At 54.8% G+C, this 14,143-nt stretch carries 18 protein-coding genes; 9 read left to right on the forward strand and 9 right to left on the reverse strand.

The window, feature by feature from the left end:
- Positions 1–52 precede the first annotated feature (52 nt).
- The 3 genes from GOB83_RS11435 (at position 53) to GOB83_RS11445 (ending at position 3,459) form a co-directional block, all read left to right on the forward strand.
- Positions 53–1,165 carry a L,D-transpeptidase gene (locus GOB83_RS11435; RefSeq protein WP_194301383.1) on the forward strand — a complete coding sequence of 371 codons (1,113 nt, stop codon included), beginning with the start codon at positions 53–55 and terminating at the stop codon, positions 1,163–1,165.
- A gap of 77 nt (positions 1,166–1,242) precedes the next feature.
- The gene (locus GOB83_RS11440) at positions 1,243–2,226 is read left to right on the forward strand and encodes a bifunctional enoyl-CoA hydratase/phosphate acetyltransferase (protein WP_198912005.1); all 984 of its coding nucleotides are present in this window, start codon (positions 1,243–1,245) and stop codon (positions 2,224–2,226) included.
- 27 nt (positions 2,227–2,253) lie between these two features.
- Positions 2,254–3,459, forward strand: coding sequence for an acetate/propionate family kinase (locus GOB83_RS11445; RefSeq protein WP_165926143.1), 1,206 nt, complete (start codon positions 2,254–2,256; stop codon positions 3,457–3,459).
- On the opposite strand, the gene GOB83_RS11450 is transcribed toward GOB83_RS11445, so the two are convergent.
- Positions 3,460–4,401 (reverse strand): helix-turn-helix domain-containing protein, encoded by a 942-nt coding sequence (locus GOB83_RS11450; RefSeq protein ID WP_095348812.1) that lies wholly within the window; start codon positions 4,399–4,401, stop codon positions 3,460–3,462. It abuts the gene before it with no gap.
- 237 nt (positions 4,402–4,638) lie between these two features.
- On the opposite strand from GOB83_RS11450, the gene GOB83_RS11455 reads away from it, so the two are divergent.
- From GOB83_RS11455 to GOB83_RS11470, 4 genes are all read left to right on the forward strand, one after another.
- Entirely contained in the window at positions 4,639–5,604 is a 966-nt protein-coding gene (locus GOB83_RS11455; RefSeq protein WP_086646004.1) for a thiamine pyrophosphate-dependent dehydrogenase E1 component subunit alpha, read from the forward strand.
- A 25-nt stretch (positions 5,605–5,629) separates the two neighbouring features.
- The gene (locus tag GOB83_RS11460) at positions 5,630–6,661 is read left to right on the forward strand and encodes an alpha-ketoacid dehydrogenase subunit beta (RefSeq protein ID WP_086646003.1); all 1,032 of its coding nucleotides are present in this window, start codon (positions 5,630–5,632) and stop codon (positions 6,659–6,661) included.
- Between the two features lie 3 nt (positions 6,662–6,664).
- Positions 6,665–7,786: an acetoin dehydrogenase dihydrolipoyllysine-residue acetyltransferase subunit gene (locus tag GOB83_RS11465; RefSeq protein ID WP_165926144.1), complete on the forward strand. Its 1,122-nt coding sequence runs from the start codon at positions 6,665–6,667 to the stop codon at positions 7,784–7,786.
- 379 nt (positions 7,787–8,165) lie between these two features.
- Positions 8,166–9,002, forward strand: a complete 837-nt coding sequence (locus GOB83_RS11470; RefSeq protein ID WP_242005844.1) for a transporter — start codon at positions 8,166–8,168, stop codon at positions 9,000–9,002.
- Between the two features lie 30 nt (positions 9,003–9,032).
- Here GOB83_RS11470 and GOB83_RS11475 read toward each other — a convergent pair whose 3' ends face one another.
- Entirely contained in the window at positions 9,033–10,364 is a 1,332-nt protein-coding gene (locus GOB83_RS11475) for an Nramp family divalent metal transporter (RefSeq protein ID WP_165926146.1), read from the reverse strand.
- A gap of 279 nt (positions 10,365–10,643) precedes the next feature.
- On the opposite strand from GOB83_RS11475, the gene GOB83_RS11480 reads away from it, so the two are divergent.
- Entirely contained in the window at positions 10,644–11,141 is a 498-nt protein-coding gene (locus GOB83_RS11480) for a peptide deformylase (RefSeq protein ID WP_165926147.1), read from the forward strand.
- A 268-nt stretch (positions 11,142–11,409) separates the two neighbouring features.
- Here the strand turns inward: GOB83_RS11480 and GOB83_RS11485 are convergent, their stop codons facing one another.
- The 6 genes from GOB83_RS11485 to GOB83_RS11510 all read right to left on the reverse strand — a co-directional run bounded on the left by GOB83_RS11485 (position 11,410) and on the right by GOB83_RS11510 (position 13,219).
- Positions 11,410–11,649: a helix-turn-helix transcriptional regulator gene (locus GOB83_RS11485; RefSeq protein ID WP_165926148.1), complete on the reverse strand. Its 240-nt coding sequence runs from the start codon at positions 11,647–11,649 to the stop codon at positions 11,410–11,412.
- Positions 11,646–11,939: a helix-turn-helix domain-containing protein gene (locus GOB83_RS11490; protein WP_165926149.1), complete on the reverse strand. Its 294-nt coding sequence runs from the start codon at positions 11,937–11,939 to the stop codon at positions 11,646–11,648. The genes GOB83_RS11485 and GOB83_RS11490 overlap by 4 nt, the downstream gene beginning before the upstream one ends.
- On the reverse strand, positions 11,939–12,172 hold the full coding sequence (locus GOB83_RS11495; protein ID WP_165926122.1) for a hypothetical protein: 234 nt from the start codon (positions 12,170–12,172) through the stop codon (positions 11,939–11,941). Before GOB83_RS11495 ends, GOB83_RS11490 begins: the two co-directional genes overlap by 1 nt.
- Entirely contained in the window at positions 12,169–12,426 is a 258-nt protein-coding gene (locus GOB83_RS11500) for a hypothetical protein (RefSeq protein ID WP_165926150.1), read from the reverse strand. Before GOB83_RS11500 ends, GOB83_RS11495 begins: the two co-directional genes overlap by 4 nt.
- Positions 12,423–12,752, reverse strand: coding sequence for a hypothetical protein (locus GOB83_RS11505; RefSeq protein WP_165926151.1), 330 nt, complete (start codon positions 12,750–12,752; stop codon positions 12,423–12,425). The genes GOB83_RS11500 and GOB83_RS11505 overlap by 4 nt, the downstream gene beginning before the upstream one ends.
- An 89-nt stretch (positions 12,753–12,841) precedes the next feature.
- Positions 12,842–13,219: a helix-turn-helix domain-containing protein gene (locus GOB83_RS11510; protein WP_306309862.1), complete on the reverse strand. Its 378-nt coding sequence runs from the start codon at positions 13,217–13,219 to the stop codon at positions 12,842–12,844.
- Between GOB83_RS11510 and GOB83_RS11515 the strand changes: the two genes are divergently transcribed.
- Complete coding sequence (locus tag GOB83_RS11515; protein ID WP_165926153.1) at positions 13,145–13,486, forward strand: helix-turn-helix domain-containing protein; 342 nt, start codon at positions 13,145–13,147, stop codon at positions 13,484–13,486. The genes GOB83_RS11510 and GOB83_RS11515 overlap by 75 nt on opposite strands.
- Positions 13,487–13,566: 80 nt before the next feature.
- Here GOB83_RS11515 and GOB83_RS11520 read toward each other — a convergent pair whose 3' ends face one another.
- Positions 13,567–14,064, reverse strand: coding sequence for a WYL domain-containing protein (locus GOB83_RS11520; RefSeq protein ID WP_165926154.1), 498 nt, complete (start codon positions 14,062–14,064; stop codon positions 13,567–13,569).
- Between the last annotated feature and the right edge of the window lie 79 nt (positions 14,065–14,143).

Consider the following 14,143-nt stretch of genomic DNA (forward strand, 5'->3'; position numbering starts at 1 on the left):
AACAGGAGAACAGAACCCGGTGTACGCGGCGAGACATTTAATCTTTCCGATTATGTTTGGCTGCCTATTTGCCGCTCAAACTCTTCAGGCAGCACCGTATTCTGCCAGTGCGGATTTTGCAGAAGAACTCTCCAAGGCTGTAGGGGAGTCCTCGCCTCATGTTTTTTTCCCCAATGGGGACATAGCGGCACCCCTGCATACTCCGCCTGCCAAAAAAGCTCCTGCTGCGGCTCCGCAGGCCAAAGCTACACTGGCAAACCCTGTTAAGACTGCGTCTGTTGCCCCTCTGGCCAAGCCGCCTGTGCCTGATAACGCAGCACCAGCACCAGCACCAGCACCAGCACCAGCACCAGCACCAGCACCAGCAGTCGTAGAGTTGGATGAGAAGCAGGTACAAGCGGAAATAGACCGGCTCCGGATTCTTTTCCAAAAAGACGTACCCGCTGCATTTACCCCAACCATTACCCAGAAAGACACATGGCTAGCCCTGGCACGCCAGCAGATCAGCCAATCCGGCTATGTTGTTCAAACACCCCAGGCAGTGGTGGTTGCAGACCGCAACCCCTCCGTGCAACGTGCCTGCGTTATTGTGGCCCGCCCCGATACGCCAGAGTGGACCATTATTGGCTGCACACGCATATCCACCGGCACAATCGGTCGTAAGCACCACTATATTACGCCCGTTGGTATTTTTACCAATACGGCAGAAAGGCTAGGCTACCGGGCACAGGGCACCAAAAACGAAAACGGGATCATGGGGAATGGCACCAAAGGCATGCGTGTCTGGGATTTTGGCTGGCAGGTTGCTGAAAAAGGGTGGCTCTCCAGCCGCGAACAAGGCCCCATACGGCTGGAAATGCACGCAACCGACCCTGTTTTTCTGGAACGCCAGCTAGGCCATATGGCTTCGGCCGGGTGTATTCGTATCCCGGCGGCACTGAATATCTATATCGACAAAAACGGCCTGCTGGACGTGGAATACGAGCGCAAGGCCGCAACCGACAAGCGTTTTCGTGCTCTTCTACGCACAGACAGAACACCATCCTCCCTTGCCGGAATGGCCGTTATTGTGGTGGACAGCGCCCCACCGCCCAGCACGGCACCAGCCCGCACGCCATCACCCAATCTTGTATCTGCCAGAATACCCAATTCGCCTATTCATTAGGATGAACGTAGCCGAATGGCGCGTTTTTCAGCCATGTTGCAAAACCGGTGGAACATACGGAGCGGGCCATACCTGATATGAGACACACTTCCCCCCTTTTTGCAGGGGCCATGCCTCCACCACGCCAGCCAACATCCCACCAGCTTTTTGCAGATCTGATAAACCGCGCCCTGGCACATGAACCGGTGCCTTACGGGCTTGTCTGGCCATGCGAGGACCACGCTCTGGCAGGGCCACTGGATGCCGCACAAAAAGGGATTATCCTGCCTGTTCTGATCGGGGATATGCCACGTATTCAGGCCATAGCGTGCAAAAATCAGATAGACCTAAGCCCCTACCAGATCATACCTGCACCAACACCAGAAGCCGCCGCCCAAAAAGCTGTGGAGCTGGCCCGGACAGGTCATGTGCAGGGGTTGATAAAAGGCAGCCTGCACACCGATACACTCATGCATGCCGTGGTTTCTCCCACCAATGGTTTGTGCACTAGCCGCCGGATCAGCCATGTTTTTCTGCTTGCTGTGCCAGGCTATGAAAAACTGCTTTTTGTGACCGATGCCGCCATTAACATCTTCCCCGATCTTTCAACCAAGCGCGATATTGTCCAGAACGCCATAGACCTGCATACGGGGCTTGGGCTGGGAGTGCCCAAAGTGGCCATTCTCTCCGCTGTGGAAGTGATCAACCCAAAAATCCCTAGCACAGTGGATGCTGCAAGCCTGTGCAAAATGGCCGAACGCGGACAGATAACAGGGGGAATACTCGATGGCCCTCTGGGTATGGACAATGCCATAGACCCAGAAGCGGCCAGAATAAAAAACCTGTCATCCCCCGTAGCCGGGCAGGCGCAAATTCTGGTCACGCCGGACTTGGAGGCAGGCAATATGCTGGCCAAAAACCTGATCTTTATGGCTCAGGCGGACTCTGCGGGCATAGCACTTGGTGCCAAGGTTCCCATTGTGCTGACAAGCCGGGCAGACAGCGTGCAGGCCCGTCTGGCATCCGCCGCGATAGGCGCATTGTATGCCAGACATCTGGCACAACAGAATACCGCGTTTTAAGTCGCCCAGCTTTGCGGAAAACCACCCATGTCAGACGTTGTTCTTGTTTTTAATGCCGGGTCATCCAGTCTCAAGTTCACGGTTTTTCAGGTCGGCCAGAACCCGGCCATACAAAAACTGATCAAAGGACGGCTTGAGTATGATGTGGACACATTCCATTTTTTCGCATCCGACCAGAACGACCAGCGTCTTGACCGCGCAACCTACCCACTCAGCCAGAAAAAACCACTCGAGTACCTTCTGGACTGGCTGGCCGACCATGAGCAGGGCCAGCACAACATTGTAGGGGTTGGCCACAGGATTGTGCATGGAGGGCCAGATTTTCTAGCTCCCGTACAGGTTACGCCAGAAATCCTGCGCCAACTGGAAGCCCTGACACCTTTTGCGCCACTCCACCAGCCGCAAACCCTTGCCCCGGTCCATGCCATCATGGCTTACCGGCCAAACCTGCTCCAGATTGCCTGTTTTGATACGGCTTTCCACCGCACCATGCCAGAAATCGCCCGGCTTTTACCGCTTCCTCGCCGGTATGGAGGAAAAGGTATCTGCCGGTATGGCTTCCATGGTCTTTCCTACGATTTTCTAACCCAACGTCTGCACCAGATAGACCCCACATTGGCAAAGGGCCGCACTATTCTGGCGCATTTGGGCAGTGGTGCCAGCCTGTGTGCATTAAAGGAAGGCAAAAGTATTGAAACCACAATGGGCTTTTCCGCCCTGGATGGATTAATGATGGGCAGCCGCTGCGGAATGATAGACCCCGGCGTACTGCTCTACATGCTGCGGGAAGAAAAAGCGGACTGGAACACTATGGTCAACACCCTGTACCACCAGTCCGGGCTACTTGGGGTTTCTGGCGTATCGTCTGACATGCGCGTTCTGCGTGAGCATATGGGCACGGAGCAGGACCCCACATTGCAAGAACATATTCAGCAGGCTCTTGCCTTGTCCGCCTACCGGATTGTGGAAGAAGTTGGCGCTCTTGCTGCTATTATGGGCGGACTGGATGGTCTGGTCTTTACCGCAGGCATAGGCGAACACGATGCCCTTTTACGTCAGGATGTCTGCCTGGCTCTTGGCTGGCTGGGTCTCAAGCTGGACCATAAGGCCAATGAGAACCATGCGAGCATCATCAGCAGCCCCGATAGTGCAATCCGCGTGCGTGTAGAACCAACCCATGAGGAACTGGTCATCTGCCAGAACGTCCTGCCCTTTGTGCAGGGCACCCCATAACTACCCGGTTATGGGGGCCGGGGCAGGGGGCAGGTTCTTCAGTTTTCGGTAAAGGGTGGAGCGGCTTACACCCAGCAGGCGGGCGGCGGGGGCGATTTTGCCCTGCACCATAGCCAGAGCACCTTCTATGACCGTTCTTTCCGCCTCCTGAAAATCCGGCACACCGGCAGCTCTGGCCCCCAGATCAAAACAGACACTTGCCACCTCCGGGCTGGCTATTCCAAGCATGGAGCGGGCAGCGTAGGTCGCCCCTACCACAATGCGTTTGTCATCCAGAGCGATCATGGGCAGGGATATGCCGTTCCCTTCACCCAGCAGCAAGACTGTCCTGTTCCGGAAGGCTTCCAGAAAACTCCGTCGCTCCAGCCTACGTGCGGCATCAACCAGCACGGCTTCCATCATCAGTGCCACACGGCCAGAAGGGTCCGAACGGATGGAACTGGCATCCAGCGCCCCGGCAACACAGCCATCAGGCCCATAAAACGGTACGGCAGAGCAGGTAAGGTATCGTAGTTTTGTGCACCAGTGCTGGTCCCGGTGGACGGTCACCGGTTGCCCCTCTACCAGACAGGTGCCTATTCCGTTGGTGCCGGCTACGGCTTCTGCCCAGTTGGCGCCGGGCCACAGATGCCAACGGCGACACCCTTTTTCAAACGGTGGCGCACCACGGCGGGCGACGACAATCCCCGCCGGGTCAGCCAGCAGCACGTTATAATCCAGCGTAGAAACAATACCATGCAGCCGATCCAGTTCCGGGTCGGCTATTTTCATGGTCACGCCCATGCGCTCGCGTGCCTGCCGCAGTTCGGCCGAGCACAGAATATCCGTATCCAGCGTTGTATCCGTGGGGATGGCATATTGCTCGGCGCAACGACGCCACGAGTTGCGGAGCAGGGGGGATAATCCGGACCACACGCCGGGGGACAAAATGAGTGAGTTCATGTGCGCCTGTCCATCCACAAAAAATGTCTCTGGCGTGTATTACGTTTCGGATATGCGACACTTCGCATTCTGCCTTCTCAAATACACGTGAGCCGAATTATCCGTTGGGTTCACCCTTTGGCATATCTCCCCATAACTGAGCGCATACCCGCTTCGCTCTGTTTTTTCGTGCGGAATGGGACGGAATAATTCCGTTATTTCTTCCAACCCACACGGCAGTATTGCCCGGGGGCAGACATGCAGATTGCACACGATATTCTTCTGCGTTCCTACCGTTCCATGCGGACCATCCGCGATTTTGAGGAACGCCTTCATGTAGAGTTCGCAACCGGAGAAATTCCGGGATTTGTTCACCTGTATTGTGGTGAAGAGGCATCCGCCGTGGGTGTCTGCGCTCATCTGAGCGATACGGATACAATTGCCAGCACGCACCGCGGTCATGGCCACTGTATTGCCAAAGGTGTTGGCGTAGAGGGCATGATGGCCGAAATTTATGGGCGCAAAACCGGGGTATGCCACGGCAAAGGCGGGTCCATGCATATTGCGGACCTGTCTCTGGGCATGCTCGGTGCAAACGGCATCGTTGGGGGAGGGCCACCGCTGATCTGCGGTGCTGCCCTTTCGCACAAAGTGCTCAAGGATGGTGGCGTTGCCGTCGCGTTTTACGGTGATGGTGCTTCCAACGAGGGCACAACGCTGGAAAGCCTGAATCTGGCCATGGTCTGGCAGCTACCCGCCGTTTTTGTCTGCGAAGATAACGGCTATGGCGAGGCAACGGGAGCATCCTACGCCTGCGCAGGCACACAAAAAGCGCGCGCCGCAGGCTTTGGCATGCCTTATTTTGACTGCGATGGCACGGATTTTTTTGCCGTGCATGAAGCCGCCGGGCAGGCCATAGCCCATGCGCGCGCAGGCCACGGCCCGGTGATGCTGCATGTTCATTTGGCCCGCTGGTACGGCCATTTTGAAGGCGATGCCATGACCTACCGCGCTAATGGCGAAGTAGCCCGAGAAAGGGCCGAGCGTGACTGCCTGCAGAAGTTCCGCACGCATGTCACAGAGACCAGCCTGCTCGACCTGTCCGCACTGGATGACATTGATACCAGCGTGAAGGACGAAATCGAGGCCGCCGTAAAAGCCGCCAAAAACGCCCCATTGCCTGAACCTGCCGACCTGCAGGCAGACGTTTACGTTTCTTACTGAGCCACGCGCAATACGGAGTATTCTCATGTCCAAAAAAAGCTTCCGTCAGGCCATTAATGAAGCCTTGCGTCAGGAAATGCAGCGTGACCCACGCGTTATTCTCATGGGGGAAGATATTGCTGGCGGGCAGGGTGGTTCTGCTGGCGTGGTAGACGCATGGGGCGGCGTACTGGGGGTTACCAAAGGGCTTTATACCGAATTTGGTGCCGAACGGGTGTTTGATACCCCCATTTCCGAGGCATCCTATATCGGGGCAGCCGTTGGGGCGGCCGCAACCGGCCTGCGCCCGGTGGCTGAACTGATGTTTGTGGACTTTGTAGGCTGCTGCCTCGACCAGATCATGAATCAGGCCGCCAAGTTCCGCTACATGTTTGGTGGTAAGGCCCGCACACCACTGGTTATCCGGGCCATGTATGGCGCGGGCTTTAATGCGGCTGCACAGCACAGTCAGGCGCTTTACCCGCTTTTCACCCATATTCCGGGACTTAAGGTTGTTGTTCCCTCATCCCCTTACGAAGCAAAAGGGCTGCTGATCGAGGCAATAAGGGACGATGACCCCGTTATCTTCCTTGAAAACAAGGTCATGTATGATGATGAAGAGGAAGTGCCCGATGAGCCTTATTCCATCCCGTTCGGGGAAGCCAACCTGACGCGGGAAGGCGATGATGTAACCATTGTTGCCTTTGGCCGTATGGTCAATTTTGCCAACGAAGCCGCCGACAGGCTGGAAAAAGACGGCATAAGCTGCACGGTTATAGACCCCCGCACCACATCCCCGCTGGATAGCGCCACCATACTGGAATGTGTGGAAGATACGGGGCGGCTGGTCATTGTCGATGAATCAAGCCCGCGTTGCAACATGGCAACCGATGTGGCCGCACTGGTAGCGGAACAGGCGTTTGACGCGCTCAAAGCCCCCATACGCCAGGTTGTGCCCCCGCACACGCCAGTCCCCTTCGCAACCGTGCTGGAAAAACTCTACCTCCCCGATGCTGCCCGCATTGAATCGGCGGTTCGCTCCGTCATGGCCTATAAAAAAGCAAAGCAGGATGCCTGAGCAATGACAGACCTTATCACCCCAATCACAATGCCCAAGTTTGGTCTGGCCATGACCGAGGGAAAAATTACAAGCTGGAACATTCCCTCCGGCGCGCAGGTAGAAGCCGGGCAGGAAATTGCAGACATAGAAACCACCAAAATCACCAATGGTTACGAAAGCCCGGCCTCTGGCACGCTGCGCCGCCAGATTGCAACGGAGGGAGAAACCCTGCCCGTAGGCGCTCTTTTGGGTGTTCTGGCCGAACCTGCCGTGAGCGATGCGGATATTGATGCATTCATTGCCAAGTTTCAGGCTGATTTTTCATCCGACAGTGCTGCCGACACGCAGGCTGATCACGCAGAACCCATTATGGTCAGCGTTGGGGATCTGACACTCCGTGTGCAGGAAGCCGGGCAGGGCGATGCTACGCCTGTCCTGTTCATCCACGGTTTTGGTGGGGACCTGGGCAACTGGATGCTCAACCAGAATGCTCTTTCCACCGACCGGCGTACCGTTTCTTTTGACCTCCCCGGCCACGGAGGGTCATCCAAAAATGTGGGAGATGGAACTCCCGCAGGCTTTGCGGCAACAACTGCGGCTTTGCTGGATAAGCTGGAAATAACGAGCGTTCATGTTGTTGGTCACTCACTCGGAGGGGCTATTGCACTGGAGCTTGCCAAAACCTGCCCGCAAAAAGTGGCGTCCCTTTCCCTCATTGCTCCTGCGGGCTTGGGGCAGGGTATTAATATGGATTTTATTGACGGGTTTATCTCCGCAGATCGTCGCAAAACCCTTGAGCTTGTCCTGAATTATCTGGTGCATGACAAAACCCTGATTTCTCGCAAGATGGTTGAAGACATTATTCGCTTCAAACGTCTGGATGGAGCGCTTCAGGGCTTGCAGACAATTGCCAAAGCCTGCTTCCCCAATGGCAGGCAGGCGGAGGACCTTAGGCCCGTTCTGACCAGTTTTGCTGGGCCAGCCCAGATCATCTGGGGGGAGGCGGACGAGATTATCTCACCCAATGATGCCAGAAACCTGCCGGATACCATACCCGTAACCCTGCTCCCCCAGACCGGTCATATGCCACAACTGGAAAAAGCAGCGGACGTAAATGCAGCACTCATAAAGCTAGCAAAATAAGTCACAGCGTCTTTCCCCTTGCAGCTCCATTTTGCTGCAAGGGATTTTGGCCAGCCTTTTAAAACCCTGCCTTAGCTTGTCTCTTACAACACGTGCTCTGAGCATTCTGTTCCGGGAATGAGACAGTTTTTATAGCTTGAGGACACAGCCACGTGAACTCATGCGTTTTTCAACTATATTATATCTGCTTATTTTATATATCTCTTTCAAAAGCCCAACCCCATGCAGCGTAACGGTTGGCGATCAGGACTGATTATTCAATAACCCCAACACGCTGCGCCTGTTTTTACAACGGCAGCCTCCTTGATGGAGATCCCTCATGCTGTTTGGCAAAAAGCCGAAACGGCTCCTGCTGACCTTAAGTCTGTGTGGCGCCAGCATGCCTTTATTAACACCCGGACTCGCCTATGCGGCGGATATTACTCTGGGGATCATTGGCCCGCATGAATATGACCTGCCTGTGGACTACAAGCCATTTAACGTATTGGTCCAGTATGGGAATGGAAATGCGTCGGGCAACACCTATAACAGCACCGGCCAGCGCGTACCGGCCCATGGAGGAAGCCACACATGGTCCGGGCTTACCAAATACGTGCATTTTCGCACATTTGATGCGCTCCCGCATATTGGCTTTGCTTTTGAGGTCATCCAATCTGAAAACTATACTCTGGCTGGCGGCACAAATTACGGTGGGCTAGGGGGGACCATTGTGGGGCCTGCTGCGTGGTTTAAACCCAATACACACAGCACTCTTGGTTTTCAGACATTCCTGCAAACACCTTCTGGTACGCGGGATACTTTGGCCACGGGGTACTGGGCCAATATATCGAGCATTATTTTTGATTATGAATGGAAGCATTTTAGCTTTGATGGCGATGTAGGCACTGTTGTTGGTTCAACAAAACATAAAACCGGTCAACATAGCTATTCGCCCGGCGTCGTTTTTTACAGCAATTTACGCTTTAGCTGGAAAGCAACAAAACTGATCGAGCCATACTTTGCCTTTGACTGGCAGAATGTTGGCGGAACTTATGACCAGAGCATTCATTCAGACCTGAGCAACTCCAACAGCCGGGAAATAGCCCCCGGGCTGGGCGTTATGTTCAATATCAGCCGGACAATCAGTTTTACCGCGCGTTACGCACATTCCATAGAAGGCCGCAACACGCCGGAAACAAACGCTTACTACGTAAAATTCCTCTACCTGTGGCCATAGTACAGAATACCAGCAGACTTGTTCCGGACATTACAGGGCGAGTGTGTCGTAAAGTAGTTTAAAGTTCAGGATAAGAATAACCCCGGCGACAAACCAGGAAAGAACCGCAAAGGGGCGGGAAATGGCAAAAGAGCCCATCATTTTGCGGTCTGAAACAAACAGAACCAGAGGAATGACCGCAAAGGGCAATTGCATGGACAGCACAACCTGACTGGCCATGAGCAACTGACCAACACTTGCGTTACCATACAACACAATGCAGACCATGACCGGAACAATTGCCAGCCCACGGGTTAAAAGCCGCCGCGCCCAGTGTGGCAGTCTGAGATGCAAAAACCCTTCCATCACAATCTGCCCGGCCAGCGTTCCCGTAATGGTCGAATTTGTGCCCGCAGCCAGCAGAGCCAGCGCAAACAGGGTAGAAGCAACCCCCAGCCCCAGAAGAGGGGAGAGCAGGTGGTAGGCATCCTGTATTTCCGCCACATCCTGATGCCCTGTTGTATGGAAGGCTGCGGCAGCAACAATCAGAATGGCGGCGTTAATAAACAGGGCCAGCATAAGCGCGATTGAACTATCCCATGTGGCCCAGCGTATGGCGTCCTTACGGCCCCGCTCCGTCCGCTCATAGGCACGGCTTTGTACTATGGAGGAATGCAGGTACAGGTTATGGGGCATAACGGTCGCCCCTATAATGCCAATGGCAATATAGAGCATTTCGCTATTCGTCAGGATTGAAAGCGAAGGCTTCATACCTGCCAGCACAGCCGCCAATGGAGGGGCCGCAGCTATAAGCTGCACGGCAAAACACAGGGCGATAATGCTTAAAAGCCCAATGATGAATGCCTCCAGATACCGAAACCCACGGTTCATGAGAAACAGCACCAGCAAGGCATCAAGGCTGGAAATTAACGCACCGCCAAGCAGGGGAATATGGAAGAGCAGCTGCAATGCAACCGCGGTGCCGATAACCTCCGCCAGATCACACGCAATAATAGCCAGCTCGCAGGCAACCCAAAGCAACGCATTAAGCGCAGGATGAAAACGCTGCCGGCAAGCCTGAGCAAGATCCAGCCCTGTTGCAATACCCAGACGGGCAGAAAGAGCCTGCAATAAAATAGCCATGAAATTGGATAACAGGATAACAGACAGCAATACGTAGCCGAACCGCGCCCCCCCTTGCAGGTCCGTTGCCCAGTTGCCGGGGTCCATATACCCGACGGACACCATATACCCCGGCCCCACGTAGCTTAAAAAGCGCCGCATCCAATGGGTATCATCCCTCGGCACGCGGATACTGGCGAAGGCCTCCGGCAAGGAATGCCGGCTATCGGCATGATCGGGATGAAAGACAGGTGGCTGCATTATTTCTGGCACTCAGGCAATCCAGCTTGTGTGGCATAGGCGACGCCCTGCCCAGAGGCACAAGACCAGATTTCGGGAATAAGTACTTTATTGGTCCTCATTCCAGGACTGTGGCAACAGATCTGCCATTGGGCAAGCCCCCAACGCGTTCTTGAACACAACGGTTCACCTGTAAAATCCAGCCGGGCTGTGCTCCCAAGGTTTATGCTGTGTATACTAACGCGCTACAGGTCACGCCCGACCGCAAGCGAACTGCTTTATTCTGTCAGAAGATACGCCATGACCGTACAGCCTGTTGTCCTTTTCCCCGATCAGCGTTTGCGTGAGGTTGCCGTGCCAGTCACCGCGTTTGACAGCACATTGCGCCCCCTTGCAACGGACCTGCTGGACACACTCCGCGCTGTTCAGGGGCTAGGCATAACCGGCCCACATATTGGCGTTGGCCAGCGCGTGGTTGTTCTTGATCTGCCAGATTGCGATGAACCGGAAACCTACATTAATCCAGAAATTATCTGGCTGTCCGAAGATACCGTCATGAATGAAGAGGGCAGCATTTCCATGCCAGGCATATCCGCCACAGTTATGCGCCCCGCAAAGCTGAAGGTCCGGTATGCAGACCTGAATGGCCATATGCAGGAGAGGGAGGCAGATGGCCTTCGTAGTGTCTGCTTACAGCACGAGATTGACCAACTGGATGGCGTGTTCTGGCTGCAAAAGCTCTCCAGCCTCCGGCGTAACCGCCTTATGGCACGGTACAGAAAACTCCAGCAGCCATGAGCCGGATAGCAAGGAGCAACTAGCCAGCCACACCCGAGTACACATCTGCACCAAGATATTAGCCAGTGCTGATATGCCCTTTGACGCAACGACTTGCGCTGGAAACATACACTTAACATTTTGAGGGGGAGTGGAGGTCCGGGCGTCTGTCGATCATATTATTTAGCGCAATGTTTAATAAGGGTAAAAATTTATGATTTGCAGATTATACCCCCAAAAATACCCCCATATTTTTTTGGTGCCGGGGGTATTGGGGGGGGGTGTTTATTCATCGAATCGCTGAGGTTAATGAAGCTGTAGCCTGGGGCATCTCAAGACTTGATATCCAGCTTTTTACATCCTGCTCCCTCCAACGAACGCAATTTTCGCTGAACTTTACCGGTCTGGGGAAATTGCCACTATCCATCCGTCTGTAGAGGGTACGAGTCGTAACCTTTAGGCACTTTGCGACCTCCTTAGCGGTAAGAAATTGTTCCAATGGCTCGGCCTGAGAGAGTTGTGAGCTCATGCGTCTGAACTTTCAAAAAACCATGTGACTGGCACGGCCAGCGTTTCTGCCAGCACAGGCACCAGTGCGGCTTTGATTGCGTTGCGGCCCAGCTCGTATTTTTGAACCTGCTGGTAAGAGCAGCCCACGGCCTCGGCCACGCGGTCCATGCTCATGCTGAGTTGGGTGCGGCGGTGGCGGATGCGTTTACCCAAAGCCTTATCCCACCTGATGCGCTGTGGCTCCTGCCGGGGGATGACTACTTGCTTGGTGCCAAGCAGCTCCTCCAGGTCAATCTGGTTGGCGGTCATTATGCGGCCCTCATTTCACCAAGAATGAACTGGCGGATCCGCGCGGCTGTCGTGCGGTGCGCAGTGTGGGCGTGGTGGAGGCGGGTTGTGGCCTCGGCTTCCTCCGCCTGCATGGCTGCGGCCATGTGCTTGATGTGTTGCAGCATGGCGCTGGCAACGTGGTCGCTGGGGGCGTGGGTGTGGACCAACTGCTCCAGCTTGGCCCGGTGGGTGTTAAAGTACTGGCTGTTCATCGCAGGTTCTCTTGCAGAAGGTCTATGCGGCGGACGTATTCGTGCGCTTCGTTCCGGGTATGATTGGCCAGGCGCTGCCATGTGCCTGCGCCATCGGGGTTGTTGCTGGCCTCGCAGGCCTCCCGCCACCGCTCCTGCTCATCCGCACGGATGAACAGGGTATCGGCCATGGCCTGAAACAGGCCGATCTTGCGTTGGGTCGCGGCTTTGCGCTGGCGCGTGGCCACAAGCTGCGCGCTTAAAGGGCAGGTCATGCTGCCTCCTGATTATGCTGCTGGAAGCGCAGGCGGATGGTCGGCGGGAAGTAGCCGGTGCCTACGCTCAGGTTTTTGCGAAGTAGGGAGAGGTCGGACAGAACCTGCTCAATATTGGCGCGCTCCATGGCGTCCAGATTGAGCGGACGAGCGCGCAGATGGCACTCCCGCAGCAGGGTTCCCGTTACGTCGAAGATGCGCTTGCGGACCGCCCGGTCCTGCCCGTCGCGTGAGTGTTCGGCTACACGGATGCAGATACGCCTTATGCGCTCGTTGTCCTCATAGGACACGCACAGGGTCTGTGCTGGGTCTGCCGGTTTCGGCATGGGGTTTCTCCATCACGGGTTGTGATGGAGGGTTATTCGCACTATGCGAAATATTCTGTCAAATAATTTTTCGCGCTATGCGAAAAAAATTAAGCTTCCGGTTTTTTAGAAACAATAGCTTTCCCCAGCTCTAGCCAAGCTTTGGCATGTTCTGGGGACATATCTTCGATTAAATTGCTGGCTTCTTTCATGGCTTCAAATTTTGGGCCACCAGGAGGTGCGAATAAGAGAGCGGCAGGGTCCACGCCGTAGGCATCAGCCAATTTTTTAAGATCGTCTAAATCCACCTTACGGCCACCCGTCTCCCAGCCCGAAATGGTATTGGGCTTTGATCCGATCATGTTCGCAGTTTGTTCTAGTGTCAACCCGCGATGCTTACGCCATGCGCGAAGATGAATATGCAAGGTGAATTGAGTGCCAGCCATGGTTCTATTTTCGCGCATTGCGCACAACTTAATCAGACCCATTTTGCGAAATTACGCTTGATTAAATTTTCGCACAGTGCGAAAAAATCCGACATGGATATACGAGCGTATCTCAAGGGCGAAAAAATTACCCTTTCTTCCATGGCGAAGGAATTGGGATGCTCCGTCACGACCTTGCACGGATACGCAAGTGGTCGGCGCAGTGTCCCTCTTCGCATTGTCCTGAAGGTTGAAGAGTTGTCAGGCGGGCAGGTTAAACCTGCCGACTGGCTGTTTGAGGCTGGGAATAACAATGGAGTGGCAGCATGATGGTCTCTCATGTGGCCAATCATGCTGCTGGTGGTTCTGTATGTCAGCCGAACCCGGTTCGGCTGTATGGTTTGGCTGTATCAACTCTTTCCGGGGTGATCCCACAACAGCGCCCCAATGTTGCTGATCACCTCTCCGGTATCGGCGTTGTAAGCGCCTTCGATCCGGTCGTAACGGAAAAGACGGGGAGCTTTGCGCATCTCGCAATATGCATGGATGTATTTGATCTGGACCATGCCGTTAGGGTCAGTTGTGTATTCAAGCAGATCGGGCCGAATGGTTCGCTCCGTTTCGTCCAAACTACCATCCATGTAGCGGATAATAACTCGGATGCCCTCGACTGTTCGGCGGGAGAGTCCTTCCGGCGCTCGGTCGGTCGGGACCTTTATGGCTTTGGTTGTTTTGCTGCGCGCCTGAGGAGCCACTTTGTTGAGGGCATTACCAATGGCCCCCAGCACGCCAAGAGCAAGCACACCCCAAACGGCAATGTTAAAGCGGGCATGGTCCGATACGCCCAGATAGCCTGTGCCGTAGTAGATCAGGCCTATAATGGCGATAACGCCAATCAGAAATTGCATTCAAGAGTTCTCACGGTGGTTCGGTCTAGCAACCTCATCGTGAGGCGTACGGGCCGGTGTGGCAATACACCGGCCCGTG

The organism is Acetobacter fabarum, assembly GCF_011516925.1.
Classification (GTDB): Bacteria; Pseudomonadota; Alphaproteobacteria; order Acetobacterales; family Acetobacteraceae; genus Acetobacter; species Acetobacter fabarum.

Bases quoted from the DNA above. Each gene is read 5' to 3' on its own strand.
- GOB83_RS11435 (WP_194301383.1), top strand. From the start codon at position 53: ATGTTTGGCTGCCTATTTGCCGCTCAAACTCTTCAGGCAGCACCGTAT.
- GOB83_RS11440 (WP_198912005.1), top strand. From the start codon at position 1,243: ATGAGACACACTTCCCCCCTTTTTGCAGGGGCCATGCCTCCACCACGC.
- GOB83_RS11445 (WP_165926143.1), top strand. From the start codon at position 2,254: ATGTCAGACGTTGTTCTTGTTTTTAATGCCGGGTCATCCAGTCTCAAG.
- GOB83_RS11450 (WP_095348812.1), bottom strand. From the start codon at position 4,401: ATGAACTCACTCATTTTGTCCCCCGGCGTGTGGTCCGGATTATCCCCC.
- GOB83_RS11455 (WP_086646004.1), top strand. From the start codon at position 4,639: ATGCAGATTGCACACGATATTCTTCTGCGTTCCTACCGTTCCATGCGG.
- GOB83_RS11460 (WP_086646003.1), top strand. From the start codon at position 5,630: ATGTCCAAAAAAAGCTTCCGTCAGGCCATTAATGAAGCCTTGCGTCAG.
- GOB83_RS11465 (WP_165926144.1), top strand. From the start codon at position 6,665: ATGACAGACCTTATCACCCCAATCACAATGCCCAAGTTTGGTCTGGCC.
- GOB83_RS11470 (WP_242005844.1), top strand. From the start codon at position 8,166: ATGCCTTTATTAACACCCGGACTCGCCTATGCGGCGGATATTACTCTG.
- GOB83_RS11475 (WP_165926146.1), bottom strand. From the start codon at position 10,364: ATGCAGCCACCTGTCTTTCATCCCGATCATGCCGATAGCCGGCATTCC.
- GOB83_RS11480 (WP_165926147.1), top strand. From the start codon at position 10,644: ATGACCGTACAGCCTGTTGTCCTTTTCCCCGATCAGCGTTTGCGTGAG.
- GOB83_RS11485 (WP_165926148.1), bottom strand. From the start codon at position 11,649: ATGAGCTCACAACTCTCTCAGGCCGAGCCATTGGAACAATTTCTTACC.
- GOB83_RS11490 (WP_165926149.1), bottom strand. From the start codon at position 11,939: ATGACCGCCAACCAGATTGACCTGGAGGAGCTGCTTGGCACCAAGCAA.
- GOB83_RS11495 (WP_165926122.1), bottom strand. From the start codon at position 12,172: ATGAACAGCCAGTACTTTAACACCCACCGGGCCAAGCTGGAGCAGTTG.
- GOB83_RS11500 (WP_165926150.1), bottom strand. From the start codon at position 12,426: ATGACCTGCCCTTTAAGCGCGCAGCTTGTGGCCACGCGCCAGCGCAAA.
- GOB83_RS11505 (WP_165926151.1), bottom strand. From the start codon at position 12,752: ATGCCGAAACCGGCAGACCCAGCACAGACCCTGTGCGTGTCCTATGAG.
- GOB83_RS11515 (WP_165926153.1), top strand. From the start codon at position 13,145: ATGAATATGCAAGGTGAATTGAGTGCCAGCCATGGTTCTATTTTCGCG.
- GOB83_RS11510 (WP_306309862.1), bottom strand. From the start codon at position 13,219: ATGGGTCTGATTAAGTTGTGCGCAATGCGCGAAAATAGAACCATGGCT.
- GOB83_RS11520 (WP_165926154.1), bottom strand. From the start codon at position 14,064: ATGCAATTTCTGATTGGCGTTATCGCCATTATAGGCCTGATCTACTAC.